We start from the raw sequence: 16,719 nt of genomic DNA on the forward strand, positions 1-16,719 counted from the left end.
CCCTATCATTTCAGGTTGTAGGCCGGATCGAGGCTCATAATCCGGTACATCTGTTGCTGCAATTCCCTAAGCTGGCTGGCGGATGTCGCTTGCATGGCCACCGCGGCCTCATCAGAAAGTACGGGCATCAGCGGCGGCAACGGTGCCGGAGGAAGCGGTGATGACGCCGCGTGGGCCTGGGGAGCGCGCGGTGCTAATTGCAATCTCGCTGTGCCGTATTCCAGGTTGAAATTCAGAGGGGTTTGTAAGTCTTTCAGTGACGCCTGATCGGCACTGTCAGTGTCATCTAACGAGAACTCCAGCTCGGCGTGGCAATAAAACGAGCCGAGCGGCACCCCAATTGGACAAACGCCTGCGGTGGTATTTACCCAACGCGCACGGGATGGGTTATAGCGTTGACCATTCAGCGCTATCCAGTTGATAAACAAGTGGGTATCCACGTCCGTTAGCGTAAGACTGACCGTGACAGTTTTGGGGTGTGGCGGCAGTGCGGCGCTGGGAATAACCGCATTTTCCCACATCGGCTTTATGGCGGCGGATTCGTTCGAGGCTTTTTCAATGCCTTGCGTGTGCAAACCGGCATTGGCAGTGATCGTGGCGACAGGCTGCTGGTTGACGCTTACGCGGAATGTCGCAGGGACGCGGCGATATTCAGAACTAAAGCGAATATGTAATCCGTCGACAGGCTTGTCCGCCAGCAGAGCGGACTGGCTGACGGCCACCCACAGCCGCTCGATAATGCGTTTGCGGTTCGTGATTTGTCCGCTGGTTAACCAACTTAAACCACCTTTCCAGCCAGAGACATCCGGGGCGTTGAACGGTTCTTGCCCCAGCACGGCGGCATAGTCGGTGAGGATGCGGTAATCAGGCAGGCGCAGGCGAAAGGTGCGGGCAAATCCGACTATCATATCCAGTGGCGATTTGACTAAATTGCCACGGTTTTCCTCGGCCCAGAATGCGTCGCTTAATAGCAGTGCGTTGAGTAGTGCCCGCAAATCATAATGATTGTCACGCAAGATTGCGGCCAGCCGGTGTATTTCCGCCTCATTGGGTTTGAGGGAGACGAACTCGTAATACAGCTTGCCGGCAATACGTTCAGCGGTGCTGGGCTGGCGCAATAATATGTCGACGAGCTGATCAAGTTCACCATCGGCACTTCCCTGTACCGACTGGCCGAGAATCGTTTTTTCCCCGGTATCACGCTCTTGTTCGTTGACCAGATAGCGCCAGCCACCTTCCTGGGCGACGGTATGCCCGGCCAGCAGGCGGGCCACCTGTTTCACATCCTGCTCGCTGTAGTGGCTGATACCCAGCGTGAATAACTCCATCAATTCTCGCGCCAGGTTTTCATTCGGGTGGGTACGTGTGTTTTTAACGTTATCTAGCCCGCTTAACATCATGGGGTCACGCAAAATACCGCGCAGTAATTCCCGAAAATTGGTAGTGCCTGCATGTCGGAATAGCTGCAACTGGTCATAAAACGGGGCGGAAACTCGGGTGTTCTGAAAGCGTGAAACAAAATGATTGTGCCAGAAAAGTGTCAGGCGTTCGGCAAAGGGCGCAGGTGTTTCAATCATCTCCTGCATCCACCAATCTTGTAACTGGTGCATTTCGTTGATGCGCCGAAACATGACGGATTCCTTCTCCCAGTCTTTATCCCAGTAATTCGGGCGTGGCTGGGAAATATAAAAGGGCGGCTGAAGCGTTTGGGGTGTGTCCAGCGATGCCAGCAAGTGTGACACGGCCTGCTCTCTGGAAAGCGGCAACAGTGCTTCGATATCCAGCTTACTGGCACCGAAACTGGTGCGTTCAAGTAAATGTCGGGCATCATCAGGTGTGAGCGCATGCGCACCGCCGCAAAGCAGAAATAACAAACCCGCGATGCGAAGATAACTAACAGTGTAACCAGAGAGCCGGTGTAGGAAAGACGTAAGAAAATACATGGGCATCATGTCGGCGTCCTTAATTGTTAAGAATATGTTGCTTCCTGCGACATGATGTGACTGTAAGCTATTTAGGTTTGTGTACCAGGTGGAACAGTTCCCCTGGTCTTCACGAAGGGCGGATTTGATATCTGAAATGGAATGTAGCGGGCGGAACGGCGGTCGAGCGTAAGAGGAAAAAACAGAACGCCCCTAATAGCCATCAGGGGCGGATAACCGTCATGCGAGCGATAAAATCAGTGCGCGTGTTGAGTCGTCAGCGAATCTTCTGACTGGTGGGTGATGCGGTTACGCAAGTCACGACGTGCCAGCTCCGCTACCCAGAAACAGAACATGTGGCCGAAGATTTCTGAGAAGTGCTCAGCAAGCGGCTGATCCCAAGGCGCGGGTACTGTACCGAACAGCGGCAGCAGCACAACGTGGAACACAACCCACAGTACCAGGCCGTAGAACGCACCCTGCCACAGTTTGATGCGCGGCCAGAATTCTGCGGCTACGCAGTAAAGCACGGTAAACGTGATCGAAAAGCCGAAATGCATGATGAAACTCATGATCGGTCGCGGGTTGCCATTGAACAGATAGGTCAGATGCGAAAGATCAAACGACATGCCAAGCTGTTGCAGTAATTGCTGAGGCGGGTTGGTCAGATCCCGTGCCGGGGTCCGGGGTGGGAAAGGAATTTCCCAGCCAAATTTGGCTATCGCGCAAATGATGCCGGCAATAATGCCAATCAGCACCGCCAGTATGATCTTTTCCTTTACAGTACGAGCTTGCATGCTATTTCTCCTTGGGAATAAAAAAGAAAAGACGAACAATGCATGAGAACCGATAGCAGGCATATAACATGGCGGGAGCCATGATACCTGACCGGATAGGTTTCGATGCACTTTCCTTTAAATGATTACGATCGCCTTTGCGAAAATCATACGCCTTTATATTTCGATATTCGAGTATTACTCATTCGTACTATCCCCCTGATGGGGTAATTGTTTTTCTAATTATGAAAAGTGTATTCGCTCATTGGTGTGATATGACTATTAATGGGTTATTGTGACAAGAATGTATATTAAATAATGTGTTAGATAGGCAGTGACACCCGTAGATATCAGTGCGTAATAAATGAAATGTGTTTTTATTTGGTTCGGATAATTTCAATTTAAAATAATTAAATGATGTCTTATTAATAGGAAATAATTGGTGTCATTTGCTTTTGAATATATTTATGGAGGCCGTTATCGGATATTCAGACCGTCGCGGTTCAAGAAAGCGTCATTCAAGAAAACATCACGCAAGGAAAACAAGGCAGGTATATTGGGCGACGGGCTGCGCCATAATCAATGTTCGCAGCCCGATTATTGTCAGCTTATCCGGCGTGATCCAGCCATTCGGGCAGGTCGTTAAGCCCCATGGCCTGACGTACCAGCGTTGGCTTGATGCCCGGCAGTGTATCCGCCAGCTTCAGGCCGATATCTCGCAGCAGGCCGCCGACCGGGTGAGAACCGGCGAACAGGGTACGAAAGCCCTGCATACTTGCCAGCATCATGGCAGCGCTGTGCTTACGACGCCGCTCGTAGCGCCGCAGATACAGATGCTGACCGATGTCTTTCCCTTGTGCCTGTAGCCGTTTAAGCTCGGCGATCAGTTCCGCCACATCCATGAAACCGAGGTTGACGCCCTGGCCTGCCAATGGATGAATCGTGTGCGCGGCATCGCCCGTCAGCACCAGCCGGTGGGCAGCGAAGCTGCGGGCATAACGTGCGGTAAGCGGGAAGGTCTGGCGCTCGCTCTCCAACTGGCACAAGCCCAAACGCATATCGAAGGTGATAGCCAGTTGTCTGGCAAACGTCTCGGCAGGTAGTTCGCACAGGTGCTGAGCACGCTCTGGCGGCAGCGACCAGACGATGGAGCTCAGATGCGGGTCGCTAAGTGGCAGAAAGGCCAGAATACCCTCACCGTGGAACACCTGGCTGGCAATCGCGTTATGCGGCTGCTCCGTGCGGATATTGGCGACTAACGCGTGGTGGCCGTAATCCCAAAACGTCAGCGGAATGTCGGCGTGTTGGCGCAGCCAGGAGTGTGCGCCGTCGGCACCGACAACCAGCCGGGCGGTGAGCATGCCGCCGTCTTCCAGCGTAATAAAGGCCTCGTTCTCACCCCAGGCGACCTGACGCAGCGTGGCAGGTGCCATGAGGGTGATATCCCGCGACTGGGTTGCCTGCTGCCACAACGCCCACTGGATGACATCGTTTTCGATAATGTGGCCGAGGTGGGAAAAACCGAATTCCTCGCCGCAAAAACGAATATTACCGAAGCTGTCTTTATCCCAGACATACATGTCGTTGTAAGGGCTGAGTCGCTGTGAGGCAATCCCCGGCCAGACGTTGAGCTTGCGCAGTAACGCCTCACTGGCGGCATTGATGGCGGATACGCGCAGGGCGTGTGGGCCGTTGACCGACGGTTCGGTGGCGGCCTGTTTATCCAGCACAGCGACGCTCAGGCCGCTACCTTGCAGGCCGCAGGCCAGCGCCAGTCCGACCATGCCTCCACCCGCGATAACCACATCAAATGATTGCATAGAGCATGAATTCCTGTCTGTATTAACGTTCCACCCAGCCCAATGTACGCCGTGCCAGTACGTCACGCAGCAGCGGCAAGCTGTTCATGGCTATCAGCCCCAGATTTCGCCCAACTTCCATCGCGAACAGAGGGTTGGAGAAGACACGCACCAGCCCATCCGTCAGGGCGACGGTGGTGTGCTGATCCGGCTCACGGCGGCGTTGATAGCGTTGTAGTACGGCCTGGCTGCCCGGATCCTCACCTTGTGTGGCCGCGGCCACCAGGGTTTCCGCCAGGGTCATCACGTCGCGCAGGCCAAGGTTGAATCCTTGTCCGGCAATGGGGTGCAGGGTTTGTGCCGCATTCCCCACCAGCGCCAGCCGATGGCTGATATGCCGACTGGCGGTCGACAGCGCCAGCGGATAGCTATGGCGCTCACCGACATGGGTGATGGCACCGAGCCGCCAGCCGAACGCCCGCTGTAACTGCTGGCGGAATTGCTCATCGCTCCAGCTATCGACTTCAGCCTGCTGCGATAAGGGATGGCACCACACCAGCGAACTGCGGCCTTTACTCATTGGCAGTAGCGCCAGCGGACCGTGCTCGGTAAAGCGCTCATAGGCGCGGCCCTGATGCGCTTGCGAGGTCGTGACGTTAGCGATGATCGCCACCTGTTCATAAGGCGTGTGCTGCCACTGGATCCCTGCATACTGCGCCAGCCGGGAGCGTGAACCGTCGGCCGCCACCAGCAGTTGCCCCTCAAGGTGTGTGCCGTTGTCCAGCAGCAGCGAGGCGCTATCCGCCTCCCGCTGCAGGCTGACCACCGTGGCCGGGCAATGTAACCGCACGCCCGGCGCATGTTGTAATAACGCGAACAGGCGTTTGCCGACATCGTGTAGTTCGACCACATGACCTAACGCGGGGACCCGGTAATCACGGGCCTGCAATTTTACCCGGCCCGCATGGCCCCGATCGCTGACGTGTATATGAGTAATGGGCGTCGCGACCAGCGACAGCGTTTGCCAGACGCCGATGGCATCCAGTTGCATGCTGGTGCCCTGCGCCAGAGCGATGGCGCGAGCGTCAAAACCGGGATGTTGGCTTTCCTCTGGCGATCGGGTTTCGACCAGATCGACCGCAAGTTTCCCGCCAGACAGATGGGAGATAGCCAGCGCCAGTGTCGCGCCAGCCATGCCACCGCCGACAATCATGATGGTCATGAAACGCGTCCTGCCGCCCTTGCCATCAGTGCTTCGATCGCATCGGGGTCTTTGACGACGCCGCTGGTCAGCACTTCATTGCCGGTGGCGGTGATCACGATGTCGTCTTCGATGCGAATACCGATGCCGCGATAGGCCGCGGGTACATCGGCGTCCGGTGCGATATACAGACCCGGTTCTACCGTTAGCACCATACCCGGCTCCAGCGTCCTGCCGCGATCGGCGGTACCGTAATCGCCGACGTCATGGACGTCCATACCCAACCAATGGCTCAGGCCGTGCATGAAGAACTGACGGTGTGCTTGCTCCGCGAACAGTGTATCGACATCGCCATGCAGGATGCCGAGTTTAATCAGGCCGCGCAGCATGATACGCACCACTTCTTCATTGACCTCACGGATACTGCGGCCCGGTGCGAACATCTCTATCGCACGTACCTCAGACTCCAGCACGATATCGTAAATAGCGCGCTGTGCCGGGGTGAATTTGCCGTTGACCGGGAACGTGCGAGTGATGTCACCCGCGTAGCCCTGGTATTCACACCCGGCGTCGATTAACACCAGGTCGCCGTCACGCATCTGGCTTTCATTTTCGGTGTAATGCAGGATGCAGGCGTTTTCGCCGCTGCCGACAATGGTGTTATAAGACGGGTAACGCGCGCCGTGGCGGTTGAATTCGTGGTGGATTTCGCCTTCCAACTGATATTCGAACATGCCGGGGCGGCATTTTTCCATCGCACGGGTGTGGGCCAGTGCGCTGATTTCCCCTGCGCGGCGCAGGATGTCGATTTCCGCCGGAGACTTGAACAGACGCATTTCGTGTACCCACGGACGCCAGTCCGTCAGGGTCGCCGGTGCGTTAAAGCCTTTGCGTGTACCGCCGGTACGCAACGTCTCGAGCGCGGCGAACACCAGTTTATCGGCGTGGGCGTATTCGCCCTGCGCGTGGTAGACCACGTCCAGACCATTGAGCAACAAGTGCAGTTGTTCGCCGATTTCGTTAAATGGCAGTGCCCGGTCCACGCCCAGTTTGGCGGGTGCGGCTTCCTGACCAAGACGACGACCAAACCAGATTTCAGCCGTGACATCGCGTACCCGGTTGAACAATACGGTATGGTGATGATTTTCATCGCTTTTAATCAGCAAAAGCGCGGCTTCCGGCTCATTGAAGCCGGTGAAATACCAGAAGTCGCTGTTCTGGCGGTACGGATAGTCGCTGTCCGCGTTACGCTGAGCTTCTGGCGCAGCGAACAGGATCGCCGCGCTGCCGGGTGCCATTTTGTCCAGCAGAGCCAGACGACGGCGAAGGTATTCTTGTGAATTCATTACCTGCTCCTGAAAAGGGCATCAATGCAGCCTGTGTATTAATGCAGCGTCGGTTTTTTTTGCTCCGGCACCGTGCGTACCGGGCGGGTGAATTCGTTATGACACATGATGGCCGCCACCCGCACGTATTCGATCACTTCTTCCAGCGACTGCTCCAGTTCGTCCTTGTCTTCATCTTCGTCGTAACCGAGCTGGGCGATATTACGCAGGTCATCAATCGCTTCTTTGAGTTCCCCCTGCGCTTTACCAAGACGGGGCTGGACAACGCCAAGACCGAGCAGGAAATGGTTGACCCAGCCCGCCAGTGCATCGGCGCGGTCAAAGACGCTAACGTCTTCCTGCGTGTCGTCCGGCAGGTACAACTGGAACATGAAACCGTCGTCTTCCAGCGTATCGCGGGTCACCTGATACAATTGCTGCAACGGCTGAGTCAGCGTCTGCGGGAAAGCCATACCGTCGTTAGCCAATTCAAACGTCAGTGTTTTCCAGCTGTCATCGTGGTTGCCACCGCACAGTATGCCGCTTAACAGGCCGTGCATTTCGGCGGCGGTCAGGGCAACCTGATGCTGGTGCAAGAGCTGGTCGATAGCATCGTAACCGGGGAGTGTATTCTGTATAGACATGAGCATTCATCGTCGTTGGCAGGTCGTTCGTGTTATGCTACCACCAAGCTCCGTTGCTATACCAGCAAGCTCCGTCGCCAGACTTATACCCAATGGATTCAAGCGGCAGGACAACCGGCTTTCGTTTTGAGCAACGTCCCTGTCACTGATAATCTTATGGGTATAATAAAGGGCTTGTATCTTCTATTTTGGATATATATAGTAGCGCCCGCTTTTTCAAGGCCCCGTCACGGGCCGCGCAGCGGATGTCCCTCATGCGGGCGTGAAACGAAATAAGGCAGGAAGGTGACATGTCTGCACAACCGGTAGATATTCAGATTTTTGGCCGTTCGTTAAGAGTTAATTGTCCGCCAGAACAGCAGGATGCGCTGAATCAGGCTGCGGAGGATCTTAACCAGCGGTTGCAGGACCTCAAGGTGCGTACCCGGGTGACGAACACCGAGCAACTGGTGTTTATTGCCGCGCTTAACGTGTGTCATGAGCTGGCGCAGGAACGGCTGAAAACTCGCGACTATGCCGCGAATATGGAACAGCGTATTCGCATGTTGCAGCAGACGATTGAGCAGGCCTTGCTGGAGCAAGGGCGAATAACTGAACGTCAGGGCGCGCAATTTGAGTAGCGTGTCTCGTTTTGACAAAAGTCCGATTTTTTTGGGTAACACATCGCTACCAGACGTGATAAGGTAGCTTTGAAAGAACAAAATTTCTCTGAGATGTTCGTCAGCGGGCAAGTCCCCTGAGCCGATATTTCAACCAACAGAATGTAACGATCCGTAGTTGGTGAGCACGCTCGGTTCGGCCGAGAAGCCTTAAGATTGCGACGTTGCGTTCACCTTGAACCAAGGGTTCAAGGGTTACAGCCTGCGGCGGCATCTCGGAGATTCCCTCTCGTTTATCCCCTGTTAATTGCATGACAGTGACTGCGCATGAACCCAGCCAGTGCTTCTTCCGATCTCTCTAGCGTTGCCTCGTTACGCCAGCACATTCGCCAGCAGGTTCGTCAGCGTCGTCGTGCGTTAACCCCTTTGCAGCAAGCCACCTTTGCCCAGCAGGCCGCTGAACGGGTGATGACGAATCCGCGTCTGGTCGATGCTAAACGCGTCGCGGTGTTTTTGTCATTTGATGGTGAACTGGATACCCAACCGTTGATAGCCGCACTCTGGCAGCATCAAAAACAGGTCTATCTGCCGGTGCTGCACCCTTTTTGTTGCGGGCATTTGCTGTTTTTACGTTATGCGCCGGATACGGTACTGGTGTGGAATCGGCTGAAGATTCAGGAACCGCAGTTGGATGTGCGCGACGTATTGCCGGTTGAGCACCTCGATGTGTTGTTGACGCCACTGGTGGCGTTCGATGCCACCGGGCAGCGGCTGGGGATGGGCGGTGGGTTTTATGACCGCACGTTGCAACACTGGCAGTCGCGCGGCCCTTATCCTATCGGACTGGCACATGACTGCCAGCAGGTAGAGGCGTTACCGGTGGAAAGCTGGGACGTGCCGCTGCCGGAAATCATCACGCCTTCTCATCACTGGCACTGGTAGCATACCCGACTGACAGCGAGGGATTAGCTCGCTGCCGTCATGATCGGTGGCTGCCGGTCATGCCCCAGCATCTGTTGCACCAGTTCCACGCAGCGCAGAAAGCGGCTGTCGTAGTCCGATTCGGTGACATGAACGTAAGGCACGTTATTTTCTGCCAGCATGTTTTTGAGCACATCCTGAAACGCTTTACGATCCGCCGCGCTGCCGAGACTGCGCAAGCCGTCTGCCACCCACGGGGTGTTATTTTCCAGCAAAATCACCAGATCAAAACGGTACTCTTCAATCAACGCCTGCACGAACGGGTGTTCCCGGCCTTCGTATTTTTTACAAAACGCCTGCGTGGTGATGAAGTCGGTGTCGATAAACGCCACTTTATTGGCGAATTTCACCGCAAAATCGATGTACTGGGCCTGACCGAGCGCGATTTTGTCGTAATCGGAATACTGTAGCGCCATTTCATCGCCACCCAGGTGGGAGAACACGTAGTCACGGCCGTATTCCCAGGCGCTGGTGGTGTTGAAGATATTCGCCAGCTTGTTGACCAGCGTAGATTTACCGCTGGATTCCCCGCCCAGAATCGCCACGGTGCGCACGAAAAACGGCTTCACCTCGGTGGGGATATACTCCCAGTAGCGAAACGGATCCTGACGGATCTGCGCGCCGCTGATGCTCATGAACGAGCGTTTCGGGTCGACCAGCACGGTGTCGATACCGAGGTGCTCTTTGTATTGCGCGGCGTCCTGCTCTTCACTGGTATAGACGTATTGCGGGTCGATACCTTTTTCCGCCATAAACTGTTTGATGCCGCGGCTCCACACATCCCAGCCGTGCGGATAGGGTTCCATGCCCTGTTCGTTGAAGGCATGAATATGGATATTTTTTTGGTACTTGAAGGTTTGCAACAACCAGCGCAGACGGTCACTGACGGTGGGTTGCTGCGACATGGAACTGTGTTCAAACAACAGGCGATCGCGCGGTTCGTCGTAGCCAAGAATCACGTGCAGCTCGTCTACCTGACTACAGGCACGTTGAATCAGGTAAATGTGGCCGGTGTGTAGCGGGTAGAACTTACCAAACACCACACCGATACTTTTTTGCTGATAGGGGAATTCCAGCCCCAGAAAACGGTGCAGCGATTCCAGCTTCTGCGCGCTGGGGCTTTTGATTTTGGCATTGAGCAACTGGCTCAGATAGCCTTTGGTCATACCCGCGGCGTCGGCGACCTGTTGCAGGGTACAGCCTTTTTGTCTGATGGCTGTTTTCAGGTAATCGTAGGGAGACATGGTCTGATACTCCGATGTGGCGGATAACGCACTGCCATATTACTGTTCCGGCAAGTAAAGCCTAATGGAAATTACAGATCATCCAGAATCGCCAGCGCGTCCGATAGCTTTTTCGCGCCCATCACCTGCATATTGGCGGGGGGTTTCTTCGGCATATTGGCAAACGGTACGATGGCGCGTTTAAAACCGTGCTTGGCCGCTTCGATAATACGCTCCTGACCGCTTGGCACTGGGCGAATTTCTCCCGCCAGACCGACTTCACCGAACACCACCACATCCTGCGGCAGCGGTCGGTCGCGGAAGCTGGACACCAGCGATAACAGCAATGCCAGATCGGCGCTGGTTTCTGTGACTTTGACGCCACCGACCACGTTGACGAACACGTCCTGATCCGACATCTGCAACCCGCCGTGGCGATGCAATACGGCCAGCAGAATAGCCAGCCGGTTTTGTTCCAGCCCAACAGCGACCCGGCGCGGGTTCGCCATCATCGATTGGTCCACTAGCGCCTGAATTTCAACCAGCAGTGGTCGGGTGCCTTCCCATACCACCATCACGGAACTGCCCGATGTGATTTCATCACCCCGGCTCAGGAAGATGGCGGATGGATTATTCACTTCCCGCAGCCCCTGTTCCGTCATGGCGAATACGCCCAGTTCGTTGACGGCACCAAAACGGTTTTTGTGGCTGCGCAGTGTGCGAAAACGGGAGTCCGCGTCGCCATCGAGCAGTACCGAACAGTCGATACAATGCTCCAGTACCTTCGGACCAGCCAGCGAGCCGTCTTTGGTGACGTGACCGACCATGATGATGGCAACACCACGGGTTTTCGCAAAGCGCGTCAGGTAGGCGGCGGTTTCGCGCACCTGCGCCACGCTGCCGGGTGACGATTGAATATCGGCCAGATGCATCACCTGGATAGAGTCGATCACCATCAGCTTCGGTTGTTCCTGCTCGGCGATCAGGCAGATCTGCTCGATGCTGGTTTCCGACAGCATATTAATATGTTGAGCGGGCAGACCGAGGCGGTGGGCGCGCATCGCCACTTGCTGGAGAGATTCCTCGCCGGTGACGTACAGGGTTTTCATCTGTTCGGACAATTTGCACAGGGTTTGCAGCAGCAGGGTACTTTTACCCGCACCCGGGTTACCGCCGATCAGAATGGCGCTGCCGGGGACCACGCCACCGCCCAATACCCGGTCAAACTCCAAAAAGCCGGTGGAGAAACGCGGCAGCGCCTCCAGGCTGATGTCAGAGAGTTTCTGTACCCGACTGACACTGCCGCTGTCGCCGGCGTAACCGGAGAAGCGATCGCTGCGTGATGAGGAGGACGCGGCGGCCAGGCGCACCTCGGTGATGGTGTTCCAGGCGTGGCAGGCGCTGCATTGCCCCTGCCAGCGTGGGTAATCAGCCCCGCATTCATTACAGACAAAAGCACGTTTGACGGCTTTGGCCATGAATTCCCTCCTGTTTACTGCGCTTGCTCTTTACTGCTCTGTGAACGGGTGTACGGTTCAGCTTTTTTCGTGTCGCAGGCTACCGCTGAGAATACACAATACGCCGGTCAGGTCCGCATGGCGGATAGTGACGGCACTTTGTTGGTTCACTTTCGGTTTGGCGTGGTAAGCGATGCCCAGCCCCGCGGCTTTAATCATCAGCAGGTCGTTGGCACCGTCGCCGATAGCGACCGTTTGGTGTGCCGGGATCGCCAGCTTCTCGGCCAGTTGCTGCAGGGTATCGGCTTTATATTTCGCATCGATGATGGGGCCGACCACTTCACCGGTCAGTTTACCGTCGCGCATGCCCATTTCGTTGGCGACCGCCGCCACCAGACCGAGCTCGTCACGCAGGTAGTCGGCGAAATAGGTAAAACCGCCGGACGCGATAGCCAGGTGCCAGCCAGCCTCTTGTAACTGTTTGACCATGTTTTTCAACCCTGGCATCAGCGGCAGTGTTTCCCGTACCTGCCGCAGAATATTGGCATCAGCGCCTTTCAGGGTGCCGACACGCTGGCGCAGGCTGGCAGCAAAATCCAGTTCGCCGCGCATGGCGCGCTCGGTCACTTCCGCGACCTGTTCGCCGGTACCGGCCAGTTTGGCGATTTCATCGATACATTCGATCTGAATGGCGGTGGAATCCATGTCCATCACCAACAGACCGGGCGAGCGCAAACTCGGCCTGTCGCCCATCGGCGCGACATCCAGACCCAGTTCGTGGGCGACCTTGGTGATGCGCGGCGTCAGGGTGCCGGCCAACCGTACAACCTGATAGTCGTCCACGCTCCAGGCACTGACTATCACCAGCGGTTCGTCCAGACGACGCTGGATGCGGGATAGCAGATATTTGTCGAGCACATCGCCGTACATCAGCCAGCCGGTATTACCGGCGCGATAGTCGAGCGGCATGACCTCGTCGTCACTCAGCGATAAGGGTAAATTTGGCCAGCAGTTGATCTCATCGGGCAGATCGCTATAGGTCAAACGGTTCGACATGGGTTAAATATCCTTTCCTGCGGGTAGTGAGCATTGACGGGGTGGACGGCCACAAATTAACGCAACAAGCTATCCTATCGCTAACGCTTCTGGCAACATGAAAGTATCCAAATCGCGCAGGTATTCCCATGGTTCGGGCCCGGATTAAATTTCGCTTACATCGCACAGCCATTGTGCTGATCTGTCTGGCTCTGTTGGTGGTGTTATTGCAAGGGGCGTCCTATTTTAGCCTCAGTCATCAGATGGCCCGTTCCGAGCAGGTAGAAGAGCTGGCGCGCACGCTGACACGCCAGGTGGCATTCACCCTGACCCCGTTGCTGGAGAGTAACAACGATAACAGCAGCAAAATTGAAGAAATGTTGCAGCAACTGACGGATCACAGCCGTATTCTGGATGCCGCCGTGTACCTGCAGGACGGCACGTTGGTGGCGCGGGCAGGTGAGCAGGTGGCCGTACGCGACAGGCTGGCGCTCGATGGCAGCCGCGCCGGTAGTTACTTCAATTACCAGATGGTGGAGCCGCTCAACACCAAGGACGGCCCGATCGGTTTTTTGCGCGTCACGTTAGACACCCACGTGCTGGCGACGGAAGCCCGTCAGGTGGATAACACCACCAACATCCTGCGGTTGATGATCCTGATGGCGCTGGCGATTGGCATTATTCTGGCCCGCACCTTGTTGCAGCACCGTCGTTCCCGCTGGCAACAGTCGCCTTACCTGCTGACCGCCAATGCCTCGTCGCAGGATGAGGAACCGGCCAATGACGACGGCGCCTCCGTGCCGGATGGCGATAAAACCCGCAAACCCTAAACAGCGATTTATTACCGACGTCGCGTCGCCACCATAAACAGACGCGGGTAGATAAGCAGGCTGTTGCCGTCGGCCTGAGTCGGGTAAGCCGCTTGCAGGCGGCTCTGGTAGCGTTGCAAAAAGTCCAGCTGTTCCTGCGCGTTCAACGGTGCCAGGAATGGGCGCAAACCAGTGCCTTTCAACCACTCGATAATCGCCTGTGCTCCCCCCATGATGTGATAGTAGGTGGTCTGCCAGATATCCACGTCGCAGCCTTGGCTGACCAATACGTTGTAATACTGAGCGGGACTGAGCAGCGAGTGTCGGAGCTGGTCTATCTCGCCAAATCGATCCTTCCACGGCCCTTCGGCGGCGACGCTACGCATCAGCTGGTGTGTCGGCTGGTTCAATGTGTCCGGCATTTGTACTGCCAGTACGCCACCCGGTGCCAGACGCGCCACCAACGCAGACAACAGGCGCTCATGATCCGACAGCCATTGCAGTGAGGCGTTGGCGTAGATGACGTCTTGCGGGGTATCAGGTTGCCAGTCGGCGATGTCAGCCTGCTGGAATGCACAACCCGGCAGGCGTTGCTGCGCTTGTTGCAACATCGCGGCCGAGTTATCCACGCCGGTGACCTGCGCCTGCGGCCACGCCTGATGCAGCAACTCGGTGCTGTTGCCAGGGCCGCAGCCCAGATCGGTGACACGGGTAGGGTTGGGATGCGAAATACGGGATAACAGTTCGAGGGCCGGACGGGTACGTTCATTGGCAAAACGCAGGTAAAGCTCGGGGTTCCAGTCTTGCATGGCTATCTCCTTGGCAGGTGGGAGCAATGGGGGAAACCGGGTCAGGGAGTAGCAGCATAAGAAGTCGGCGGGATTTTTTCCATCCATTGCGGCACGTTTTCGCAAACCTTGATACTGGCTGGTATCGTGATTGTTTTTCCGGTAAGTCGGTCGCGCTTCTCTGTGTTGATGCAGGGTTTAGGTGATGAGCGATTGTGCCGCGCCAGTAAATCGGAGAAAATGATCGGCTTATCCATCTGTCGCTACGATGCCTGTCACTTAAGCCTGTGTGGGGGAAAACGCGTGTAAAAGTGCTTAGAGGAATCTTTCAGCCGGGCGGCTGCGCTTAACGCGAGCCCCGATGGCTTAATTGATTGGCATCAGACAGCTTTACTCTGTCTTTATTTTCTATTTTGTCTGGTGCGACATCTCTGCGTGACAGGGGTGTCGGCGCCTCACTGTTAAAGAAGCCTGAATAACATGTCTCCAAGTGAATACGCACGCGAAGTCTCGAAACGTCGAACATTCGCCATTATCTCTCACCCTGACGCCGGTAAAACCACCATTACGGAAAAGGTATTGCTGTTCGGACAGGCGATCCAGGTTGCCGGTACAGTAAAAGGGCGCGGCTCCAACCAGCATGCTAAATCTGACTGGATGGAGATGGAAAAACAGCGTGGTATCTCGATTACCACCTCGGTGATGCAGTTCCCGTATCGCGAAAGTCTGGTCAACCTGCTCGATACGCCGGGGCACGAAGACTTCTCTGAAGATACCTACCGCACGCTGACCGCCGTCGACTGCTGTTTGATGGTGATCGATGCCGCCAAAGGCGTTGAGGACAGGACCCGTAAGCTGATGGAAGTAACTCGTCTGCGCGATACGCCGATCCTGACTTTTATGAACAAACTCGACCGTGATATCCGTGATCCGATGGAATTGCTGGACGAGGTAGAAAACGAACTGAACATCGCCTGTGCGCCGATTACCTGGCCGATTGGCTGCGGTAAGCTGTTTAAAGGCGTCTACCACCTCTATAAGGATGAAACCTATCTTTATCAGAGCGGTATGGGTCATACCATTCAGGCCGTTCGTATCGTCAAAGGGTTGGATAACCCGGAACTGGATCAGGCGGTCGGTGACGATCTGGCGGCGCAATTGCGCGAAGAGCTGGAACTGGTCAAAGGCGCGTCGCACGAATTCGAGCAAGAAGCGTTCCTGAATGGGGAATTGACGCCGGTATTCTTCGGTACGGCGCTGGGTAACTTCGGTGTCGATCACATGCTGGATGGTCTGGTGGCCTGGGCACCCGCGCCGATGCCGCGTAAGACCGACGCGCGTGTGGTGAGTGCCGACGAAGAGAGATTCAGCGGTTTTGTGTTCAAGATTCAGGCCAACATGGACCCGAAACACCGCGACCGTGTGGCGTTCATGCGCGTGGTGTCCGGCCGCTATGAAAAAGGGATGAAGTTACGTCAGGTGCGTACCGGCAAAGACGTGGTGATCTCTGATGCGCTGACGTTCATGGCAGGCGATCGCTCTCATGTGGAGGAAGCCTGGCCGGGTGACATTATCGGTTTGCATAACCATGGCACGATTCAGATTGGCGATACCTTTACTCAGGGCGAAGATCTGAAATTCACCGGTATCCCCAACTTCGCCCCGGAACTGTTCCGCCGTATCCGCCTGCGTGACCCGCTCAAGCAGAAGCAGTTGCTCAAAGGGTTGGTGCAGCTTTCCGAGGAAGGCGCGGTGCAGGTGTTCCGTCCGCTGATGAATAACGATTTAATCGTGGGCGCGGTCGGGGTGCTGCAGTTTGACGTGGTGGTAGCCCGCCTGAAAACCGAATACAACGTAGAAGCGGTGTACGAATCGGTGAATGTTTCCACTGCACGTTGGGTTGAGTGCGGCGACGTGAAGAAATTCGAGGATTTCAAACGTAAGAACGAGTCAAACCTGGCGCTGGATGGCGGCGATAATCTCACGTATATCGCACCGACTATGGTGAACCTCAACCTCGCTCAGGAACGTTATCCTGATGTGAGGTTCTATAAAACCCGCGAGCATTAATCGTCGGTTGCCTGCCCACTCCAGTCGGAGTGGGCTTTTTATTTTATTCCTTAATTATCATCGTATTATTGCAGTATCCCTGCCATTTCT

At 55.7% G+C, this 16,719-nt stretch carries 14 protein-coding genes and 1 other RNA gene; 5 read left to right on the top strand and 10 right to left on the bottom strand.

The annotated features are described in order from the left end of the window. Positions 1-5: 5 nt before the first annotated feature. The 6 genes from DD586_RS02430 to DD586_RS02455 all read right to left on the bottom strand — a co-directional run bounded on the left by DD586_RS02430 (position 6) and on the right by DD586_RS02455 (position 7,667). Positions 6-1,952, bottom strand: a complete 1,947-nt coding sequence (locus DD586_RS02430) for a DUF1800 domain-containing protein (RefSeq protein WP_012883223.1) — start codon at positions 1,950-1,952, stop codon at positions 6-8. Between the two features lie 227 nt (positions 1,953-2,179). Further along, positions 2,180-2,719, bottom strand: coding sequence for a YagU family protein (locus tag DD586_RS02435; RefSeq protein ID WP_012883224.1), 540 nt, complete (start codon positions 2,717-2,719; stop codon positions 2,180-2,182). 587 nt (positions 2,720-3,306) lie between these two features. Beyond that, positions 3,307-4,518, bottom strand: a complete 1,212-nt coding sequence (gene ubiI, locus DD586_RS02440) for an FAD-dependent 2-octaprenylphenol hydroxylase (RefSeq protein ID WP_012883225.1) — start codon at positions 4,516-4,518, stop codon at positions 3,307-3,309. Between the two features lie 22 nt (positions 4,519-4,540). Then, complete coding sequence (gene ubiH, locus DD586_RS02445; protein WP_012883226.1) at positions 4,541-5,719, bottom strand: 2-octaprenyl-6-methoxyphenyl hydroxylase; 1,179 nt, start codon at positions 5,717-5,719, stop codon at positions 4,541-4,543. After that, on the bottom strand, positions 5,716-7,044 hold the full coding sequence (gene pepP / locus DD586_RS02450) for a Xaa-Pro aminopeptidase (RefSeq protein ID WP_012883227.1): 1,329 nt from the start codon (positions 7,042-7,044) through the stop codon (positions 5,716-5,718). Before pepP ends, ubiH begins: the two co-directional genes overlap by 4 nt. A 38-nt stretch (positions 7,045-7,082) precedes the next feature. Then, positions 7,083-7,667, bottom strand: coding sequence for a YecA/YgfB family protein (locus DD586_RS02455; protein WP_012883228.1), 585 nt, complete (start codon positions 7,665-7,667; stop codon positions 7,083-7,085). 290 nt (positions 7,668-7,957) lie between these two features. Here DD586_RS02455 and zapA point away from each other — a divergent pair, with 290 nt between their 5' ends. From zapA to DD586_RS02465, 3 genes are all read left to right on the top strand, one after another. Further along, complete coding sequence (gene zapA, locus DD586_RS02460; protein ID WP_012883229.1) at positions 7,958-8,287, top strand: cell division protein ZapA; 330 nt, start codon at positions 7,958-7,960, stop codon at positions 8,285-8,287. Between the two features lie 82 nt (positions 8,288-8,369). Further along, a non-coding RNA gene (gene ssrS, locus DD586_RS21145) (6S RNA) lies at positions 8,370-8,552 on the top strand. Positions 8,553-8,593: 41 nt separating this feature from the next. Beyond that, positions 8,594-9,208 (top strand): 5-formyltetrahydrofolate cyclo-ligase, encoded by a 615-nt coding sequence (locus DD586_RS02465; RefSeq protein WP_012883230.1) that lies wholly within the window; start codon positions 8,594-8,596, stop codon positions 9,206-9,208. 23 nt (positions 9,209-9,231) lie between these two features. On the opposite strand, the gene nadR is transcribed toward DD586_RS02465, so the two are convergent. From nadR to serB, 3 genes are all read right to left on the bottom strand, one after another. Further along, complete coding sequence (nadR, locus tag DD586_RS02470; protein WP_012883231.1) at positions 9,232-10,491, bottom strand: multifunctional transcriptional regulator/nicotinamide-nucleotide adenylyltransferase/ribosylnicotinamide kinase NadR; 1,260 nt, start codon at positions 10,489-10,491, stop codon at positions 9,232-9,234. 71 nt (positions 10,492-10,562) lie between these two features. Next, positions 10,563-11,948, bottom strand: a complete 1,386-nt coding sequence (radA, locus tag DD586_RS02475) for a DNA repair protein RadA (protein ID WP_012883232.1) — start codon at positions 11,946-11,948, stop codon at positions 10,563-10,565. A 57-nt stretch (positions 11,949-12,005) separates the two neighbouring features. After that, on the bottom strand, positions 12,006-12,983 hold the full coding sequence (gene serB, locus DD586_RS02480) for a phosphoserine phosphatase (protein WP_012883233.1): 978 nt from the start codon (positions 12,981-12,983) through the stop codon (positions 12,006-12,008). A 128-nt stretch (positions 12,984-13,111) separates the two neighbouring features. Between serB and DD586_RS02485 the strand changes: the two genes are divergently transcribed. Further along, on the top strand, positions 13,112-13,792 hold the full coding sequence (locus DD586_RS02485; RefSeq protein WP_012883234.1) for a YtjB family periplasmic protein: 681 nt from the start codon (positions 13,112-13,114) through the stop codon (positions 13,790-13,792). Between the two features lie 11 nt (positions 13,793-13,803). Here DD586_RS02485 and tam read toward each other — a convergent pair whose 3' ends face one another. Continuing rightward, positions 13,804-14,580: a trans-aconitate 2-methyltransferase gene (tam, locus tag DD586_RS02490; protein WP_012883235.1), complete on the bottom strand. Its 777-nt coding sequence runs from the start codon at positions 14,578-14,580 to the stop codon at positions 13,804-13,806. A gap of 459 nt (positions 14,581-15,039) precedes the next feature. Between tam and prfC the strand changes: the two genes are divergently transcribed. Further along, positions 15,040-16,629, top strand: a complete 1,590-nt coding sequence (prfC, locus tag DD586_RS02495) for a peptide chain release factor 3 (protein WP_012883236.1) — start codon at positions 15,040-15,042, stop codon at positions 16,627-16,629. Positions 16,630-16,719 lie beyond the last annotated feature (90 nt).

The organism is Dickeya parazeae Ech586 (assembly GCF_000025065.1).
Lineage (GTDB): Bacteria > Pseudomonadota > Gammaproteobacteria > Enterobacterales > Enterobacteriaceae > Dickeya > Dickeya zeae.

Excerpts from the sequence above, each read along its gene's own strand:
- DD586_RS02455 (WP_012883228.1), bottom strand. The coding sequence starts at position 7,667 with ATGTCTATACAGAATACACTCCCCGGTTACGATGCTATCGACCAGCTC.
- tam (WP_012883235.1), bottom strand. The coding sequence starts at position 14,580 with ATGCAAGACTGGAACCCCGAGCTTTACCTGCGTTTTGCCAATGAACGT.
- serB (WP_012883233.1), bottom strand. The coding sequence starts at position 12,983 with ATGTCGAACCGTTTGACCTATAGCGATCTGCCCGATGAGATCAACTGC.
- DD586_RS02430 (WP_012883223.1), bottom strand. The coding sequence starts at position 1,952 with ATGATGCCCATGTATTTTCTTACGTCTTTCCTACACCGGCTCTCTGGT.
- prfC (WP_012883236.1), top strand. The coding sequence starts at position 15,040 with ATGTCTCCAAGTGAATACGCACGCGAAGTCTCGAAACGTCGAACATTC.
- zapA (WP_012883229.1), top strand. The coding sequence starts at position 7,958 with ATGTCTGCACAACCGGTAGATATTCAGATTTTTGGCCGTTCGTTAAGA.
- DD586_RS02465 (WP_012883230.1), top strand. The coding sequence starts at position 8,594 with ATGAACCCAGCCAGTGCTTCTTCCGATCTCTCTAGCGTTGCCTCGTTA.
- DD586_RS02435 (WP_012883224.1), bottom strand. The coding sequence starts at position 2,719 with ATGCAAGCTCGTACTGTAAAGGAAAAGATCATACTGGCGGTGCTGATT.
- radA (WP_012883232.1), bottom strand. The coding sequence starts at position 11,948 with ATGGCCAAAGCCGTCAAACGTGCTTTTGTCTGTAATGAATGCGGGGCT.
- ubiI (WP_012883225.1), bottom strand. The coding sequence starts at position 4,518 with ATGCAATCATTTGATGTGGTTATCGCGGGTGGAGGCATGGTCGGACTG.
- ubiH (WP_012883226.1), bottom strand. The coding sequence starts at position 5,719 with ATGACCATCATGATTGTCGGCGGTGGCATGGCTGGCGCGACACTGGCG.
- DD586_RS02485 (WP_012883234.1), top strand. The coding sequence starts at position 13,112 with ATGGTTCGGGCCCGGATTAAATTTCGCTTACATCGCACAGCCATTGTG.
- nadR (WP_012883231.1), bottom strand. The coding sequence starts at position 10,491 with ATGTCTCCCTACGATTACCTGAAAACAGCCATCAGACAAAAAGGCTGT.
- pepP (WP_012883227.1), bottom strand. The coding sequence starts at position 7,044 with ATGAATTCACAAGAATACCTTCGCCGTCGTCTGGCTCTGCTGGACAAA.